Here is a 15611-nt window from a genome sequence, read left to right as displayed (position 1 = left end):
ATATCAACTCCAGTTCAAGGAAACGGATCTATGTCGACGCCACTATCTTACACCAAACTCATCGTATCGAGTGCGGCCACACTATTTCTGCTTGCTGGTTGTAGCGCTTTGCCACAGGCTTCCGATCCTGCTCCGGTGAAAACCGCAGACAGTGAACCAGCACTCACGCTCGAGCGACTCTACCAAACCAGTGATTTTAGTGCGGGTGGCGTTCCACCTACGCGCTGGCTCGCTGACGGTAGCGGCTATACCACACTGGAACCTGCCGAGTCTGGAGCTGGCGACGACCTCGTTCGGTATCATCCTGAAACGCAACAGCGCACTGTTTTGATCACTGCAGACCAACTGCGTCCGACGGCAGCTGAAGCACCGTTAGCAATCGCTGATTACTCATGGTCAGACGATGGTCAGAAACTCCTTATTTTCACCAACACCAAGCGGTCTTGGCGGACCCACACATTGGGTGATTATTGGGTCTTCGATCGTGCCAGCAAACGCCTACAGAAGCTGGGCGGTAGTGCCGATGCGTCGACATTGCAGTTCGCGAAGTTTGATCCACAAGGAAAGCGCGTCGCCTATGTCATGAAGAACAATATCTACGTTGAAGATTTAGCGACATCTCGCATTACCCAAATCACCAAAGATGGCAACGACACCATAGTCAACGGCACTTTTGATTGGGTGAATGAAGAAGAATTCTTTTTACGTGATGGTTTCCGCTGGTCTCCAGATGGTCAGTCGATTGCCTACTGGCAGTTGGATACTGAAGGCACGCCGCTGTTCACCATGATCAACAATACCGATACCTTGTATCCTACGCTCAAACAGTTCCCGTACCCCAAAGTTGGCGAGACCAATGCCGCCATGCGTATTGGCGTGATTCCTGCCAATGGCGGTGCGACCACTTGGATGAAAGTGCCGGGCAACCCGCGTCAGCATTACTTGGTGCGGATGCAATGGGCTGGCAATAGTGACCAATTACTGATTCAGCAATTAACACGCTCGCAAGCGGTGAACGTTGCGTTCATTGCCGATGCGGATAATGGCAGCGTGCGTGAAGTCATTCGTGAAACGACGGAGAGTTGGGCTGACTACGTTGATGATCCGAAATTCATCAATTCGGGCGCAGCCTTTACGTGGCTGAGTGAGCGCAGCGGTTGGCGGCATCTGTATCGAGTACAACCTGATACCGGTCGTGTTACCGCCATTACTCGCGGGAACTGGGATGTTATTGACGTCTTGCAAATCAATGAAGACCAAGGTTGGGTCTATTTTATTGCGTCACCGGACACGCCGTTAGAGCGTTACTTGTTCCGTGCCAGCCTCGATGGCAGTGGCAAACTCGAACGCCTAACGCCGAATCAACCTGGCACACATAGTTACCAGCTCTCTGCTGATGCCGCCTACGCAGTACATACCTACTCGGCGGTTTCGCAAGTACCTGTGGTCGATATGATCACGTTGCCTGATCATCGCTCGATTCGAGTTATCAAAGACAACGCTAATGTACAGGCCAATTTTGAAGCACTAGACCAAGCACAATTCGAATTTTTCCAAGTGACTGCACAAGATGGTCTTGCGCTCGATGGTTTCTTAATGAAGCCGGCAGACTTCGATCCAGCGAAGCAATATCCGATTCTGTTTTATGTGTACGGCGAACCTTGGGGCCAAACAGTCAGCAACAGTTGGGGTGGCGAACGCTTTATGTTCCATCAGTACCTCACACAGCAAGGTTATTTAGTGGCTTCCATTGATAACCGTGGTACTCGTTCACCGCGTGGCTATGAGTGGCGCCGTTCGATTTATAAGCAGCTGGGTGTGGTAACGGTGCGTGACCAAAACGATGCGTTACAAGAAATGCTCGAGCGCTGGTCATTTATCGACGCAGACCGCGTAGGCATTTGGGGCCACAGTGGCGGCGGCTCACAAACGCTGAATGCCTTATTCCGCTATCCGGAATCATTCCATGTCGGCATGGCGTTAGCACCAGTACCTGATTTGACGTTGTACGACACGATTTACCAAGAACGCTACTCAGGCTTACTGCCTGAAGATGCTGACAGTTACCGCGAGACTTCAGCGATTACTCACGCTGAAAACCTGCAAGGTGATTTGTTGCTAGTGCATGGTACCGCCGATGACAATGTCCATTTTCAGGGCAGCGAGCGACTGGTCAACGAGCTAGTCAAACATGGGAAACAGTTTGAGTTCTTCGCCTATCCGAATCGAACGCATGGTATACGCGAAGGCGAAGGCACGACGTATCATCTGCGCACCATGATGGTGGATTTCTTACAGCAAAACTTATAGATAAAGGTGAAAAGTGAACGGTGAACAGTAAAGCCCCAGCACCAGCCATCTAGCGTATTGGTGTTCACTGTTCACTATTCACTATTCACTATTCACTAATAGCTGAGGTAGTTGGGCGCTAGCGTTGTGCTGCCGTGCTGTTTGAGCCACCGCTCAGACTCCTGATAGTCCGGATCGATAGCCGCGACCTGTTGCCAGAAGGCTTTGCTGTGATTGAACTCGCGCAGATGTGCGAGTTCATGCAATACAACTGAGCGCACAATGGATTCAGGAGCTAACCACAGTTTCCAAGTGAATTTGAGTTCGCCCTTTACCGAACAATGTCCCCATTTGCTAGAGAAGTCAGCCAATGCCCAGCTTTTGGGCTGCAACTTGGCATGGCTCCACTGCGCAAAAAATGCATCTAACCATTGCAAAGCTTGTTGTTTGAACCAAGCTTTCACTTGCTTCTCAATGTACGCACTCTGTTGCGTTACTCGCTGAGGAACGGTCACGACTAACTGCTGCTCGTGGCGTTCGCACTGCCCCTTACTACCCTTTTGAACCGTTAACAGCAGAGGCTCACCCAGCCAGCGAATTTCTTCTCCTGCTTGCCAACGTCTCGGAGTCAGCGCTTGAAGTTGTTGTTGCTGACGGGTGAGATGCTTCTCAATCCATTCACGCTTCTGCTCCACCACAGCATGAATACGACTGTCGGTGACATACCACGGAGCATCCACTCGCACTTCGCCCTGCTTCACTTTAATGGAAACAGAACGGCGCTTGCGACTGCGATTGATTTGATAGATTAGTGTCATCGACTCTTTGTACTCAGTGTTCACTCAGGTTGCGTTGCACGCTGTCGCGAAATGGGCGATCATTGCCGACTTTACCACAATCGGATTCAGTGATTACAGGAGTACACTACATGACACGTCATTTCGACTATCTTGCCATTGGCGCGGGCAGCGGCGGTATCGCATCTGCAAACCGGGCAGCCATTCGCGGTGCGAAAGCAGCTGTGATTGAGGCGAAAGCGGTTGGCGGTACTTGTGTCAATGTGGGTTGTGTCCCGAAAAAGGTGATGTGGTATGGCGCGCATATTGCGGAAGCGCTGAAATATGCGGAAGCCTATGGTTTTCATCTCACCCAGGACGGGTTTGATTGGGCGACCTTAGTCAAACACCGTGAGGCTTATATTGAACGTATTCATGGCGGCTATCAACGCGGATTTTCCAGTAATGGTGTGGACTACATTGAAGGGTTCGCTCGGTTTGTCGACGCCAACACAGTAGAAGTCAATGGCGAACAGATCACGGCTGATCACATCACCATAGCCACGGGCGGCCGACCGCTCATTCCTGATGTTCCGGGAGCGGAGTTAGGTATCGACTCCGATGGCTTTTTTGCCCTGCAAGAACAACCGAAGAAAGCGGTAGTGGTTGGCGCGGGCTATATTGCCGTCGAAATTGCCGGTGTGTTACATGCTCTAGGCACCGATACGCATTTATTGGTGCGTCACGACCGTCCATTACGCCAATTCGACAACGACATTACCGATGCTTTGTTGCAACGTATGGATCAAGATGGGCATCAACTGCATACCCATTGCGACGTCGAAAAAGTTGAGAAAAGCTCAGCAGGCCTGCTCACCATCACCTGTAAAGATGGGCAACAGTTGACTGACGTGGATTGCCTGATTTGGGCTATTGGCCGCGTCCCGGCGACCGATGAAATCAACCTCGAGGCAGCGGGTGTGGAAGTTGGTGAGAATGGTCTGATCCCGGTTGATGAATATCAGAACACCAACGTCAAAGGCATCTATGCAGTCGGTGATATCACCGGTGCTGCACAGCTGACGCCAGTTGCTATTAAAGCCGGGCGTTTGCTCGCAGAGCGCTTATTTAATAAAGATATGGCCGACGCCAAAATGGATTTTTCGCTGATCCCTACGATTGTTTTCAGTCACCCACCTATTGGGACTATTGGCATGACCGAAGACCAAGCGCGTGCCTGTCATGATGATCAGGAAATCAAAGTGTATCGCTCACAATTCGCAGCCATGTATAACGCGATTACACCGCATCGCGCGCTCAGTACCTTTAAGCTGATTTGCTGTGGTCCTGACGAACGCGTCATTGGTTTGCATGGTATCGGCGAAGGTATGGACGAAATTTTACAAGGCTTTGCGGTGGCTATGAAAATGGGCGCAACCAAAGCAGACTTTGATGCCACTATTGCATTGCACCCAACTTCAGCCGAGGAGTTTGTGACGCTCCGGTAGCCGTTACCGCGCATCCAAAGTCATGGACAGGATGCGCGATAGCTGACAATACGGCAGGCCGGTCTCGGTCTGCCACTCATTAAATGCGGTTTGAATTTGCTGCATACCACGCTTACTGAACTCGCTCGCATCGAGCAGCTTGTGATTACGCAAAGCTGTCAGTGTATCTGGGGTGTAAATATACCCATCCCAGCCGAGACGGCGCAGGACATGCTGCGCAGCGGTGCCGCCGAGACGCGAACCATACTTCTTTAAGTACATTTGCAAACCGGCTTGATCATCTGCCGGCCAGTCCGCCAGAAAAGCTCCAAACGAGCCATACTTTTCTGCGACCTCCACAATCATTCGTGCATTCACTGGTACGGTCGCAATCTTCTGCGGATTGCGCACAATTCGCTCGTCGCGGGCTAACTCATCTAAACGCTCCGGCGGGACTTGTTGCCAATAGGGTGGAAAAAAGCCTGCGAATGCCGCATCAAAACCTAGCCATTTATTTTCAATGACACGCCACGCAAAGCCCGCACGAAAGATACAGCGCGTCATTTCTGCCAGTACTTGGCGGTCATCTAACTGCAACAACTGTTCGCGGGATGCAGGTTTTGGCAAACGTTCCCGGAGAGCTGCCTCGCTTCCCTTGCGAGCCAGTGCCCGCTCATAAAAGTAGGAAAACTTTATCGCTGACATTGGTAAAACACCACCTCATGGTCGCCTAATGGATCAGGATGCACCGCCTTCTTCACAAATTGCATCCCCAGCTTTTGCATGACATTGGTTGAACCCACATTCGCCTCAAAGGCAATGGCGGTGAAGGCGCGAATAGCTGGATCATGCTGCTGTAACGCTTGCATCAAGTGTTTTGCAGCCTCGGTAGCGTAACCTTTGCCCCATGCACTGCGACGCAAGCGCCAACCCAGCTCAATATCCGTTTCATCAGGATGGTCACTGAAAAAATGCATCGGGCGCGCCAACACCATGCCAATTGAATCACCACTGCTGGTTTCAATGAGTCGCCACATCCCCCAGCCACGCGCGCTATTTCGATAGGAATACAAACGCGGCAGAATCACCTGCTCAATGTCTTCTGGGGTTGAGCATTTTCCACCGTTGATGAACTGCATCACTTGCGGATCACTATCTAAATCCAGCATAAAACCGGCATCCTCAGCGCCCATAAAGGCATAACTCAACCGCTCAGAAGGTTCAATATTCACGTGCTATCTCTCATTATTTAATGGGGTCGTTAGATTCCGTTACATTACCTTTCTTGACCAATGCTGACCAGCGGGTAATCCTGAGGTTAAATGTAACAAGATACGAGGACAATTCATGGGTGAATTAAAAATCTATCAAGCGCTGATTTTACTGGCATTGTGCGAAGAGAAAGGCACCATGAATGCAAGCTATGTGGGCTATGCTGTCGCCTCAGCACTCCTCACCGAGCTACTGATGTTGGAAAAAATTCAGGTGGATCCAACAGAAGAAAAACCGAAAAAGGCCAAAGTTGAAGTTATCGACTCTTCTCCTACCGGTGATGTTATTTTGGATGAGGCTTTGGATAAGATCCACAACGCCAAGCGTCAAGCCACGCTGCGCGACTGGGTATCGAAACTAGCCGGTATCAAAGATTTGAATCATAAGGTCGCCAAAACTTTGGCTGCAGACAATATTCTCAAAGCTGAGGAAGAACAGATACTATGGCTCTTCACTCGCCGTATCTATCCAGAAATCAATCCTGAACCAGAGCAACGGCTACGTCATGAGTTACGCCGGTTAGTACTCGATAAACCATTGGAGATTGATCCGCGCATTGTGGTGACGTTGTCACTGGCTCGAGCAGCACATTTGCTGCCTCAGGTGTTTAGCAAAGCCGAGTTAAAAGCCAATAAAGAAAAAATCGACGCTATCGCAAATGGCGAAGGTATAGGTAAGATAACGAAAGAAGTGATTGAAGGTATTCAGGTGGCGGTAATGATGGCGGCCATCATGCCGGCGATTACGGTAACTACAACCTAGTGAATAGTTAATAGTGAACGGTGAACAGAACACACCGTTTTTCGATTCTCTGTTCACGATTCACTATTTACAGGAGTCCCAGTGCGAATATATTTGATCATTGCTTTACTGCTGACGAGTTCAGCTATCATGGCCAAAGAGAAAGTCGACGGTATTGGTGGATTCTTTTTCAAGTCTGAGAATCCGGCGCAGCTGGCTGCTTGGTATGAAGAACATTTAGGTATTAAACAAACGCCAACTACATACGAAGAAGAGCCCTGGCAGCAAACTGCCGGACCCACTGTCTATGGTGTGTTTAATCAAAAAACCAAATACTTTGGTGCCGACGATCAGCAGTGGATGATTAATTTCCGAGTGCGCGATCTTGATGCGATGGTCGCTCAATTGCGAGCAGCTGACATTGAAGTCGAGGTAGAGAGCGAAGTCTATCCCAATGGTCGCTTCGCTCGGCTGGCTGACCCAGAGGGAAATCCAATTCAGTTGTGGGAGCCGGCCGCTCCCTCGTCTGATTCAAACTGAAATACAACCTCTAGAGGCTGGTTGAACACTCGCGCAATTCGGAACGCAACTTCGAGCGACGGCGAGTAACGCCGTTGCTCAATAGCTGCAATAGTTTGCCGAGTCACCCCTACTGCATCACCCAAATCGGCCTGCGTCATGTCATCATGTTCTTGACGCAGTTCACGCACGCAATTCGTGATTGGTAATGTAGCCACCTTTAAATACCCCGACGGAACGCGATGATTTGCAATACATACTCAAGTAGCTGGCTAATAATCAGAGATGCTAACACCATATAGAACAATAGATTGCCGTCACCGTAATACAGAAAATGTCCCAAACTCGTGATCACGCCAAAGGCAAATACAAAACCCGCTTTAGCTGAGGACCACAGTGCAATAGAGCGTTCTCTCTCGTCTTTGGGGCGATTCGCATCGCGAGATGATGTTATCGCCAATACAATTTGCGCGACAATGCTGACAAAAATCATGCTCACCACAAACTTGATGACCATCATGGGTGGTGCGATTGCATCTATCGCCAACGACACTTGAACCACATCAATAATAAAACCGCCACCAATAACCGCCAGAACCAGAAACATTACCCACGCCGATTTTTCGGAGAAACTCATGACTCACCTCAATGTTAAATTTGTTTAACATCGTTAGGTTAGATTCTCTTTTTAGCCATGTCAAATATTTTTAACATGAAAAACTAAGATTTTAAGAATTGCTCGGCTAGGTCGAACAGCTTGCTTTTGTCATCCGCGGAATAAACCGACATCAGCTCTTCGCATAAGCGAAACCGCTCAGTGGTGACTTTATCGATGAAATGAAAGCCATCCGTAGTCAGTGCAATAATACGCGAGCGGCTGTCCTTCTTACTCTTAGCGCGAAACACCAAACCTCGGGCTATCAAACGATTGGTACAAGCTGTCAGCGCTCCAGAAGTAATAAACAACTCGTCCAATAATTCGCCAGGTGTTGCAGAATAAGGGGAACCGCGGCGGCGCAATGCTGCTAGAAGATCATGCTCAGACCAGCCAAGCTCATAAGGTTTGAGAGACTCGAGACCAATCTGCTCAAGCCGTTTGCCCACTCGTAGTAATACGCCTACTAAGCCCGCCTCGAGAATCGGTAACTCAGGGCGTTGCTGACGCCATTGTTCGAGCATCACACTCACTGCCATACGTGAACTAGTCTTTGCTTCTGCCATGCCGCCCTCATATCTTTACAAGAAGATTTATTATCTTTATATAAATCCATATTTTTAATGGATTTACAATAGTTGATACTTTGTTACAAAGTAATTCGTCGTGTCTAAAGATGTTACGCGCAATACCAACTATGATACGAGGGATTAATTTCAGCAATTCAAATTTCTGAACCTCAAAGTATAAGAGCAACAAACCATGAAAAACTTCTTCCTACTGAGTGCAGTTGCCACTGCACTGTTGCTGACCGGTTGTGATAGCCGCCCTAGCAATGAACAAACCAGTGCCGCAACCGAGCAAACGGCTCAGCAACAAGCGGCGACCCAAGTACTGAAAAGCCCAAATGATGATCGCGCATATCGCACTTTAATGCTCGATAACGGCTTAGAAGTGATGTTGATTTCTGATCCATCAACGGAAAAATCAGCTGCTTCACTGAGCGTGAGTGTTGGTCTCCTCCATGACCCAATGACGCAACAAGGTATGGCTCACTACTTAGAACACATGTTGTTCTTAGGAACTGAGAAGTACCCTGACTCGAATGAGTACGGTGAGTTTATGACAGCCAACGGTGGTAGCCAGAATGCCTACACTTGGCTTGATATCACCAATTACATGTTCAGCCTGAACAACAATGCCTATGACGAAGCCTTGGATCGTTTCTCAGACTTCTTCAAAGCGCCGAAGCTTTATCCTGAATACACTGAGAAAGAAAAGAATGCGGTCAATGCTGAATGGTCAATGCGCCGTGAAATGGACTTTTTCGGTCAATACAATTTGGCTCGTGGTTTGCTCGGTGATCACCCAGCGAATCGCTTCTTAATTGGTAACCTCGAGTCACTAGGCGATAAAGAAAATAGTAACCTGCATACTGAGACGGTCGATTTTTATAATCGCTATTACTCCGCCAATATTATGAAAGCGGCCATGATCAGTAACCGTTCATTGGATGAACTTGAAGCTTTAGCGAAAAAGCACTTTAGCGCTATTGAAAACAAGGACATCGAAGATCCAACCGTGACCACAGCTCTGGATTTCGAGCAAGTTGCGGGTAAGCGCATTCACTACGTACCGAACGAGGACGTCAAACAGGTGCGCCTCGAATTTATTATTGAGGACAATAGTGACCAGTTCCGCGTGAAGCCGAACGAGTTCATCACCTATTTGATTGGTTCAGAGATGGAAGGTACACCAGCCCATACGCTGAAAGCGATGGGACTGATTTCTAGCCTGAATGCTTATGCGTCACCAACCGATTACGGTAACTACGGCACCTTAAACATCATGCTGGAGCTCACCGATGCTGGTATGCAACAGCGCGAAATGATGATTGCTTCCATTATGCAATACATCGAAAAAATTCGTGCCGAAGGTGTCGATGAGAAGTACTTTGCGGAAATCAAAACCAGCCTCAATAACCGTTTTCAGTTCTTAGAAAAAGGGAATCAATTCAGCTACGTGTCGAATTTGGCTGAATCTATGCAGAATGTTCCTGCCAATTATGCCATTGCCGCTCCGTATGTTTATGAAGCCTTTGATGCGCAAGCTATCAACGCTGTATTAGACCAACTCACTCCTGAGCGTCTTCGCGTTTGGTATGTGAGCAAACAAGAGCCGAGTGACAGTGAGCTGCATTTCTATGACGGTAAATATCAAGTTGTCGATATCAGCGCCGAAGAAATGGCAAGTTGGGGTCAAGAAGGTCAGCTAGCGTTTAATCTGCCAACTGTGAACCGCTTGATGCCAGAAAACTTTGCTTTGGTTGAAGCGAAAGAACAAGCCAAACCAGAAATCGTGCTGGAGTCTGAAGGCATGACAGTATGGCACTATCCGAGCCAACTATTCGCTGACCAACCACGCGGTATTATTGAAATTGCGATGAACAATGGTCGCGCTCAAGAAGACGTGAAAGCAGCAGTATTGCTGGACCTCTGGCGTGACCTGTTCAACCTAGAGCAGAGCGCATTGCGTACTGAAGCGTCAGTTGCAGGTATGCAATTTAACTTTAATACCGGTAGTGGTGTGACCTTACGTGTGTCTGGCTTCACCGACAAACAACCGGTGTTACTGCAGGAAGCTATCGCCAACCTTGTTGTCGAGGCTGACGAGCAGAGTTTTGCCAATGCCGTCGACCGCTTTGTTCGCGGCTTACGTAACCAAGGCAAACAATTCCCGTTCTATCAGGCCTTTGGTGCATACAACAAACTCATTCGTGAAGGCAACTTCAACACCGAGCAGTTGATTGCAACAGCAGAGTCACTGAAACCTGCTGACCTGACCGCCTTCGCCAATGATCAGTTGAGCAACAATCACATTCGTGTATTTGCATTTGGTAACTACGCCCTCTCTGACCTTGAGAACGTCGTGACTGTTGTTGACGCTGCGCTGCCAGCCGAACGTCAGTCGACTGACTACGACCGTGCTCGTTTTATCGCGCCAGCTGAGAAACAGCGCATTGTCTGGCAAGAAAATATTGATGTCGCTGACGTTGGTATGATTGACGTCCATGTACATCCAGAGCCAGGTTTTGCAACGCAAGCGGCAGGTAATGTGTTATCAGCGCACTTCAGCAACATCGCGTTCGATAAGTTACGTACAGAAGAGCAACTCGCCTATGCTGTCGGTGGTACCGCAACAGCTATTGATGAGTACACTGGTTTTGCTATGTACATTCAAACCCCGGTCAATGACGTTGCGACCATGCAAGCTCGCTTCGATGCGTTCAAAGGTGAGTATGAGGAGCGTTTAAATGAGCTCACTCAAGAAGAGTTCGAACAGTTGAAAGCCAGTGCTTTGGTTTCACTGAAAGAGCCACCAAAGAACATGTCTGAAGAAGTGTCTCCGTTGATCAATGATTGGTATCGCGAGCGTTTTGACTTTGATAGCAAGCAGCAGCTTATTGCAGCGGTTGAAGCCGTGACGTTAGATGATATTAAAGGCTTCTATCAACAAACCATGTTGAATCCGGACGCAGCTCGTATCTCGGTTCAGATGCGTGGTACTAAGTTCCTCGAGCAGCCATTTGCTGAATTACCCAACCAGCAGGTTGTCGAGTCTCTCGCCAAGTTCCATGCGGATATGGCAAAGCAGTAATCGTTACCCATGAAAAAACCCGGCCAGTGAAAACTGCGCCGGGTTTTTTGTTGCCTATCGATTCACACTATCGATTTCACACTATTCGATATCTTGCTGCGGCCGGGACGAGCGCACTGCAGGCCGTGACACGGGTTGCACAGGCTGAACACTTGGTTGTGAAACACGTGGCTGCGAAACTGCCGGCTGTGAAACCGCTGGACGCGAGTAGCTAGGCTGCGACACCCGTGGTTGTGAAACCGCTGGACGCGAGTAGCTAGGCTGTGAAACCCGCGGTTGCGATACCCGTGGTTGCGACACTACAGGTGGACGCGTTGGTTGTTGTCTCAATACAGGCTGACTATTGCGAACGCGCGGCTGCACTGCAGGCTCTGCAATACGAGGTTGCGGTGTCTGCTTAAACAGCGGTTGCTGCTTCGGCAAAGGAGTACTCACCTGTGGCCGCGCACGCGTGGGCTGTTCAGTAATAGTCGGCTTCTGTGCCAAACGCGTTCTGACATCTTCCGGTGTGCGTACTGCTGGACGTTGTGTCCGAACCGGTTGTTCGGTGATATCAAACACGTCTTGACGCAAGCGATCATCCGCTACGCGAGTATCGCGCGTTGACAACCGTTTACCCGGATTCTCGGTCACAGTAGGCGTAGTCGATAACTTGCGGCGCTCTACAGTGCGATTCTCCGCTGGGTCACGACGTTCGACAACGTGACGTTTTGGTCCGTCCCACTGCAGGTCGCGACGCTTAAACTTCACCCCACGACGGTGCTCGGGTTCATGTTGCCAGCGACGTCCATCCCGTACGATTTGCCGACGCTCTGGATAACGCTGCTTCGGCTTGTGGTAATGATGGTGATGCACCACAACATAACGCTGAGGCCAATAGAAAGAACTAAAATAGAAAGCACTGGGAACGTGATAGTTAATGCCCCAATAAATGCCAGAACCCACGCTCACATGAAGCGAAGGATAGTGCCAGTAAACAGGTGAGCGATTACGCCACCACCAGTCACCATAGACATAGCGGCTATCGTAGTAAGGCACATAGACCACCTCACGGCGAACCGTCTCAATCACAATCGTCTTCTCTTCGCGCTGCACGTTAATGTGTTCATCGCTAGCGAGATTACCTGCTGTATACGCTTGCTGACGCAGGCTCTGAATGCTGGCCAGCACGGCCTCTTCTTCGGCTAAGAAAGCTTCGCCTAGCGCCTGTGTCCACGCCAGATCTTCACTCATTCGCTTCAACACGTCCGGAGTAGCAACCAGTGCCTTCACACTGGGATCCCACGGCTGCGATTCCACTGCCGTTAACGCTGCGTCCGCATCTAGGTGCTCATAGTCTTGCGTCCAGCGCTCTGCTTGCACCACTTCCAACGGATAGGTCGCTGCAATCAGAATGTGAGAAAGTAACGCATCTGGATACAATGCAATCGGCGCCAACAGTTCATCGACCGTAGCGTTTTCGTAATAAGCCGCATCACGCACGACTTGAGTGGTTTCGGAGCGAACTACTTCGCTACGGGCTGCATACGTAGATGTGCAACCGGTCACTGCCATCAAGCTCAACGCAATGACACTCAGTTTTAAACTTGTATGATGTCGCATAATCATGCCTCCAATCGGCAGACAACAAAACAGCTGTCGTTATGAGTATAGATGCTCGATCTGCGAAAAAGGTCACAATTTCCTCACTTTTAATTGTAAAGGTTATGTAACTAAATATTTTAATGTTGGCTTCCCAATTCTAAGCGAATGACATATAACAAGTTATCGGGAAACATTGGAGTAACAACATGGCCAGCACAGCATATCGACATCAATACACTTTGGTCATGAGTGTCCTTTGGATTATTGGCGTATTTTCGTTCGTTATTGGCACACTCAATGTGGTTGTTTTTGCTGCCTATGAACTCGCCGCTTTCAACTACATCAGCCTGGTCGCAGCAGCGCTCATCGGTGTTTATCACCAACGCCATCGACAATTACGACGCTCCTCTTGGCTCGTGTGTTTAGCCATTACCTTTAATGTCATGATGTTCATGCACTTGGTAACCGGGAATAGTTACTCGGTACTGTGGGTGACTGTAATTCCCCCGATTGTCTTCTTTTTACTCGGCCGCAAAGTCGGCGCCTGGTATACCGCCATTGTGTTTGGCTACACCATTGGCTTCATGGCCTATCAACTTCCTCGAGCGCAGCCTCTGACCATGGGCTTGGGTAGTTTGTTGAATATTATCGAAGTTTTCACCGCCCACTGGTTTCTGTTCCGACACTACGAGAAGTCTCGTGCCGATGCCTATGATGAACTGGAGCGGTTGTCGAATACGGATAGATTGACCGGCCTCGCCAATCGCTTGAGTCTGGACGCGACGCTGTCGCAATTTACTCGTTCAGACAACGATAACTTTGATGAAGCCGCTATTGTGCTAGCTGACATTGATCACTTTAAAACCATTAACGATCGCTTTGGGCATTTACAAGGTGACCGTGTGCTACAGCAGATTGCTCAGCTGCTGCGCCTACAGGTGCGTGAAGCTGATTTTGTTGGACGTTGGGGCGGTGAGGAGTTTATGTTGATTCTACCGAACACCTCGACCACCGAGGCATTCGCTATTTGTGAACAGTTGCGCGAGCAGATAGCCGAGTTGAAGCTGTTTCCAAACGAGCGCACGACAATGAGCTTTGGTGTCGCTAGTTTGCAACCCAATCAAGCGCCTGAACAAGCAGTCGCTGCTGCTGATCAGGCACTTTACGAGGCCAAACATCAGGGCCGTAATCGCACTATTGTGAACTTTTAAGGCTCACGTTAGTTACACGACACCTTGCTGAATCATCGCGTCTGCAACGCGACGAAAACCTGCTATGTTCGCGCCAACCACGAGATTATCTTTCTCGCCAAATTCCTCGGCCGCGTCGCGCGACGATTTGTAGATTTGGCACATGATGGTCTTCAATTTTTCGTCGACTTCCTCAAAGGTCCAACGCTGCATACTGGAATTCTGCGCCATCTCCAACTGTGACGTGGCGACGCCACCCGCATTCGATGCTTTACCTGGCGCATAAGCAATGCGTGATTCCAACAATATATCGGCCGCTTCTGCTGTACACGGCATATTGGCGCCTTCAACTACGCCTTTGCAGCCATTCTCAATGAGCGCTTCAGCATCTTCTTTGGAGACCTCATTTTGGGTCGCGCAGGGAAACGCTAGATCAGCGGCATAGCGCCATATCTTCTCGCCATCATCGGGGTAATCATCACGCGGAGTGTATTCGGCTTTACTGTGCTTCTCTAGATACTTTTCAAGCCGCTCGCTACCCGCTTCTTTGAGTTCTTTGATGGTATCTAAGTCAATGCCATCTTTATGATAAATAGTGCCGCTGGAGTCACTACACGCAACCGGAACAGCACCAAGTTCGATTAGCTTTTCCATTGTGTAGATAGCCACGTTACCAGAGCCCGATACTAAACAGCGCTTGCCTTTAATTTCGAAATCACGGTCTTCCATCATGTATTTAGCAAAGTAAACTGCACCATAACCAGTCGCTTGCGTACGCACTTCAGAGCCGCCCCACAATGAGCCCTTTCCAGTTAACACGCCATCAAAGCGGTTCACGATGCGTTTATACTGACCAAATAGATAGCCAATTTCGCGAGTACCCACGCCGATGTCGCCTGCTGGCACGTCCGTAGTCGGACCAATATGACGATACAGCTCAGTCATAAATGACTGACAAAACCGCATGATTTCTTGTTGCGATTTACCCTTAGGATCGAAGTTTGAACCACCTTTGCCACCGCCAATTGCTAGTCCTGTTAGGGCATTTTTAAAGATCTGCTCGAAACCAAGAAACTTCACAATGCTGCCGTTCACACTCTTGTGAAAGCGCAAGCCGCCTTTGTATGGGCCCAATGCTGAGTTAAATTCGATGCGATAGCCTTTATTGACTTGAATCTTGCCGTTATCGTCTAGCCAAGGAACGCGAAACATAATCTGGCGTTCCGGCTCTACAAGACGCTCAATAATGGCATGCTCTCGATAGCGTGGGTCACTTTCTAGGAGGGGTTCAATGGATTCTAAAACTTCTTCTACGGCTTGATAAAACTCTGATTGAGCTGGGCTGGTTTGCTTTAACTGCTCGATGGTGTCGTGCATGTAGGTCATGTGGGGCTTCCATCCTCTTGTTATGTGCACTCAGCATGCGTGAGTGCCGGTTTCC

General features: G+C 49.2%; 14 protein-coding genes. 6 read left to right on the top strand and 8 right to left on the bottom strand.

Translation table 11 applies throughout. From position 1 onward, the window contains the following. Nucleotides 1–30 precede the first annotated feature (30 nt). A complete protein-coding gene (locus tag ACN0S4_RS10595) occupies nt 31–2310 on the top strand; it encodes a S9 family peptidase (protein WP_417657647.1) in 2280 nt (759 codons plus the stop codon). Between the two features lie 95 nt (nt 2311–2405). Here ACN0S4_RS10595 and ACN0S4_RS10590 read toward each other — a convergent pair whose 3' ends face one another. Beyond that, nucleotides 2406–3107 carry a M48 family metallopeptidase gene (locus ACN0S4_RS10590; protein WP_417657646.1) on the bottom strand — a complete coding sequence of 234 codons (702 nt, stop codon included), beginning with the start codon at nt 3105–3107 and terminating at the stop codon, nt 2406–2408. Nucleotides 3108–3217: 110 nt separating this feature from the next. Between ACN0S4_RS10590 and gorA the strand changes: the two genes are divergently transcribed. After that, the gene (gene gorA, locus ACN0S4_RS10585; RefSeq protein ID WP_417657645.1) at nt 3218–4573 is read left to right on the top strand and encodes a glutathione-disulfide reductase; all 1356 of its coding nucleotides are present in this window, start codon (nt 3218–3220) and stop codon (nt 4571–4573) included. A 3-nt stretch (nt 4574–4576) separates the two neighbouring features. Here the strand turns inward: gorA and ACN0S4_RS10580 are convergent, their stop codons facing one another. Together ACN0S4_RS10580 and ACN0S4_RS10575 are read right to left on the bottom strand one after the other, a co-directional pair. Next, a complete protein-coding gene (locus ACN0S4_RS10580; RefSeq protein ID WP_417657644.1) occupies nt 4577–5257 on the bottom strand; it encodes a DNA-3-methyladenine glycosylase I in 681 nt (226 codons plus the stop codon). Then, complete coding sequence (locus ACN0S4_RS10575; RefSeq protein WP_417657643.1) at nt 5245–5784, bottom strand: GNAT family N-acetyltransferase; 540 nt, start codon at nt 5782–5784, stop codon at nt 5245–5247. The genes ACN0S4_RS10580 and ACN0S4_RS10575 overlap by 13 nt, the downstream gene beginning before the upstream one ends. A gap of 115 nt (nt 5785–5899) precedes the next feature. Between ACN0S4_RS10575 and ACN0S4_RS10570 the strand changes: the two genes are divergently transcribed. Both ACN0S4_RS10570 and ACN0S4_RS10565 read left to right on the top strand, forming a co-directional pair. After that, nucleotides 5900–6586, top strand: coding sequence for a GOLPH3/VPS74 family protein (locus ACN0S4_RS10570; RefSeq protein WP_417657642.1), 687 nt, complete (start codon nt 5900–5902; stop codon nt 6584–6586). Between the two features lie 81 nt (nt 6587–6667). Further along, the gene (locus ACN0S4_RS10565) at nt 6668–7105 is read left to right on the top strand and encodes a VOC family protein (RefSeq protein WP_417657641.1); all 438 of its coding nucleotides are present in this window, start codon (nt 6668–6670) and stop codon (nt 7103–7105) included. On the opposite strand, the gene ACN0S4_RS10560 is transcribed toward ACN0S4_RS10565, so the two are convergent. The 3 genes from ACN0S4_RS10560 to ACN0S4_RS10550 form a co-directional block, all read right to left on the bottom strand. Continuing rightward, nucleotides 7063–7302, bottom strand: coding sequence for a helix-turn-helix transcriptional regulator (locus tag ACN0S4_RS10560; RefSeq protein WP_417657640.1), 240 nt, complete (start codon nt 7300–7302; stop codon nt 7063–7065). The genes ACN0S4_RS10565 and ACN0S4_RS10560 overlap by 43 nt on opposite strands. Before the next feature lie 2 nt (nt 7303–7304). Next, nucleotides 7305–7721 (bottom strand): hypothetical protein, encoded by a 417-nt coding sequence (locus tag ACN0S4_RS10555; protein WP_417657639.1) that lies wholly within the window; start codon nt 7719–7721, stop codon nt 7305–7307. Between the two features lie 83 nt (nt 7722–7804). Then, the gene (locus ACN0S4_RS10550; RefSeq protein WP_417657638.1) at nt 7805–8305 is read right to left on the bottom strand and encodes a MarR family winged helix-turn-helix transcriptional regulator; all 501 of its coding nucleotides are present in this window, start codon (nt 8303–8305) and stop codon (nt 7805–7807) included. A 196-nt stretch (nt 8306–8501) separates the two neighbouring features. Between ACN0S4_RS10550 and ACN0S4_RS10545 the strand changes: the two genes are divergently transcribed. After that, nucleotides 8502–11396, top strand: coding sequence for an insulinase family protein (locus tag ACN0S4_RS10545; protein WP_417657637.1), 2895 nt, complete (start codon nt 8502–8504; stop codon nt 11394–11396). An 81-nt stretch (nt 11397–11477) separates the two neighbouring features. Here the strand turns inward: ACN0S4_RS10545 and ACN0S4_RS10540 are convergent, their stop codons facing one another. Next, entirely contained in the window at nt 11478–12998 is a 1521-nt protein-coding gene (locus ACN0S4_RS10540) for a DUF3300 domain-containing protein (RefSeq protein WP_417657636.1), read from the bottom strand. Between the two features lie 188 nt (nt 12999–13186). Here ACN0S4_RS10540 and ACN0S4_RS10535 point away from each other — a divergent pair, with 188 nt between their 5' ends. Continuing rightward, nucleotides 13187–14191, top strand: coding sequence for a GGDEF domain-containing protein (locus tag ACN0S4_RS10535; RefSeq protein ID WP_417657635.1), 1005 nt, complete (start codon nt 13187–13189; stop codon nt 14189–14191). Between the two features lie 12 nt (nt 14192–14203). On the opposite strand, the gene gdhA is transcribed toward ACN0S4_RS10535, so the two are convergent. Next, the gene (gene gdhA / locus ACN0S4_RS10530) at nt 14204–15556 is read right to left on the bottom strand and encodes an NADP-specific glutamate dehydrogenase (RefSeq protein WP_417657634.1); all 1353 of its coding nucleotides are present in this window, start codon (nt 15554–15556) and stop codon (nt 14204–14206) included. Nucleotides 15557–15611 lie beyond the last annotated feature (55 nt).

Source organism: Pseudidiomarina aestuarii, from assembly GCF_048263735.1.
Classification (GTDB): domain Bacteria; phylum Pseudomonadota; class Gammaproteobacteria; order Enterobacterales; family Alteromonadaceae; genus Pseudidiomarina; species Pseudidiomarina aestuarii_B.
This window is presented reverse-complemented; position numbering and strand designations above follow the sequence as displayed.

What these genes read in the sequence shown, in the direction of transcription:
- ACN0S4_RS10595 (WP_417657647.1), top strand. Translation starts at nt 31, where the DNA reads ATGTCGACGCCACTATCTTACACCAAACTCATCGTATCGAGTGCGGCC.
- ACN0S4_RS10590 (WP_417657646.1), bottom strand. Translation starts at nt 3,107, where the DNA reads ATGACACTAATCTATCAAATCAATCGCAGTCGCAAGCGCCGTTCTGTT.
- gorA (WP_417657645.1), top strand. Translation starts at nt 3,218, where the DNA reads ATGACACGTCATTTCGACTATCTTGCCATTGGCGCGGGCAGCGGCGGT.
- ACN0S4_RS10580 (WP_417657644.1), bottom strand. Translation starts at nt 5,257, where the DNA reads ATGTCAGCGATAAAGTTTTCCTACTTTTATGAGCGGGCACTGGCTCGC.
- ACN0S4_RS10570 (WP_417657642.1), top strand. Translation starts at nt 5,900, where the DNA reads ATGGGTGAATTAAAAATCTATCAAGCGCTGATTTTACTGGCATTGTGC.
- ACN0S4_RS10555 (WP_417657639.1), bottom strand. Translation starts at nt 7,721, where the DNA reads ATGAGTTTCTCCGAAAAATCGGCGTGGGTAATGTTTCTGGTTCTGGCG.
- ACN0S4_RS10550 (WP_417657638.1), bottom strand. Translation starts at nt 8,305, where the DNA reads ATGGCAGAAGCAAAGACTAGTTCACGTATGGCAGTGAGTGTGATGCTC.
- ACN0S4_RS10545 (WP_417657637.1), top strand. Translation starts at nt 8,502, where the DNA reads ATGAAAAACTTCTTCCTACTGAGTGCAGTTGCCACTGCACTGTTGCTG.
- ACN0S4_RS10540 (WP_417657636.1), bottom strand. Translation starts at nt 12,998, where the DNA reads ATGCGACATCATACAAGTTTAAAACTGAGTGTCATTGCGTTGAGCTTG.
- ACN0S4_RS10535 (WP_417657635.1), top strand. Translation starts at nt 13,187, where the DNA reads ATGGCCAGCACAGCATATCGACATCAATACACTTTGGTCATGAGTGTC.
- gdhA (WP_417657634.1), bottom strand. Translation starts at nt 15,556, where the DNA reads ATGACCTACATGCACGACACCATCGAGCAGTTAAAGCAAACCAGCCCA.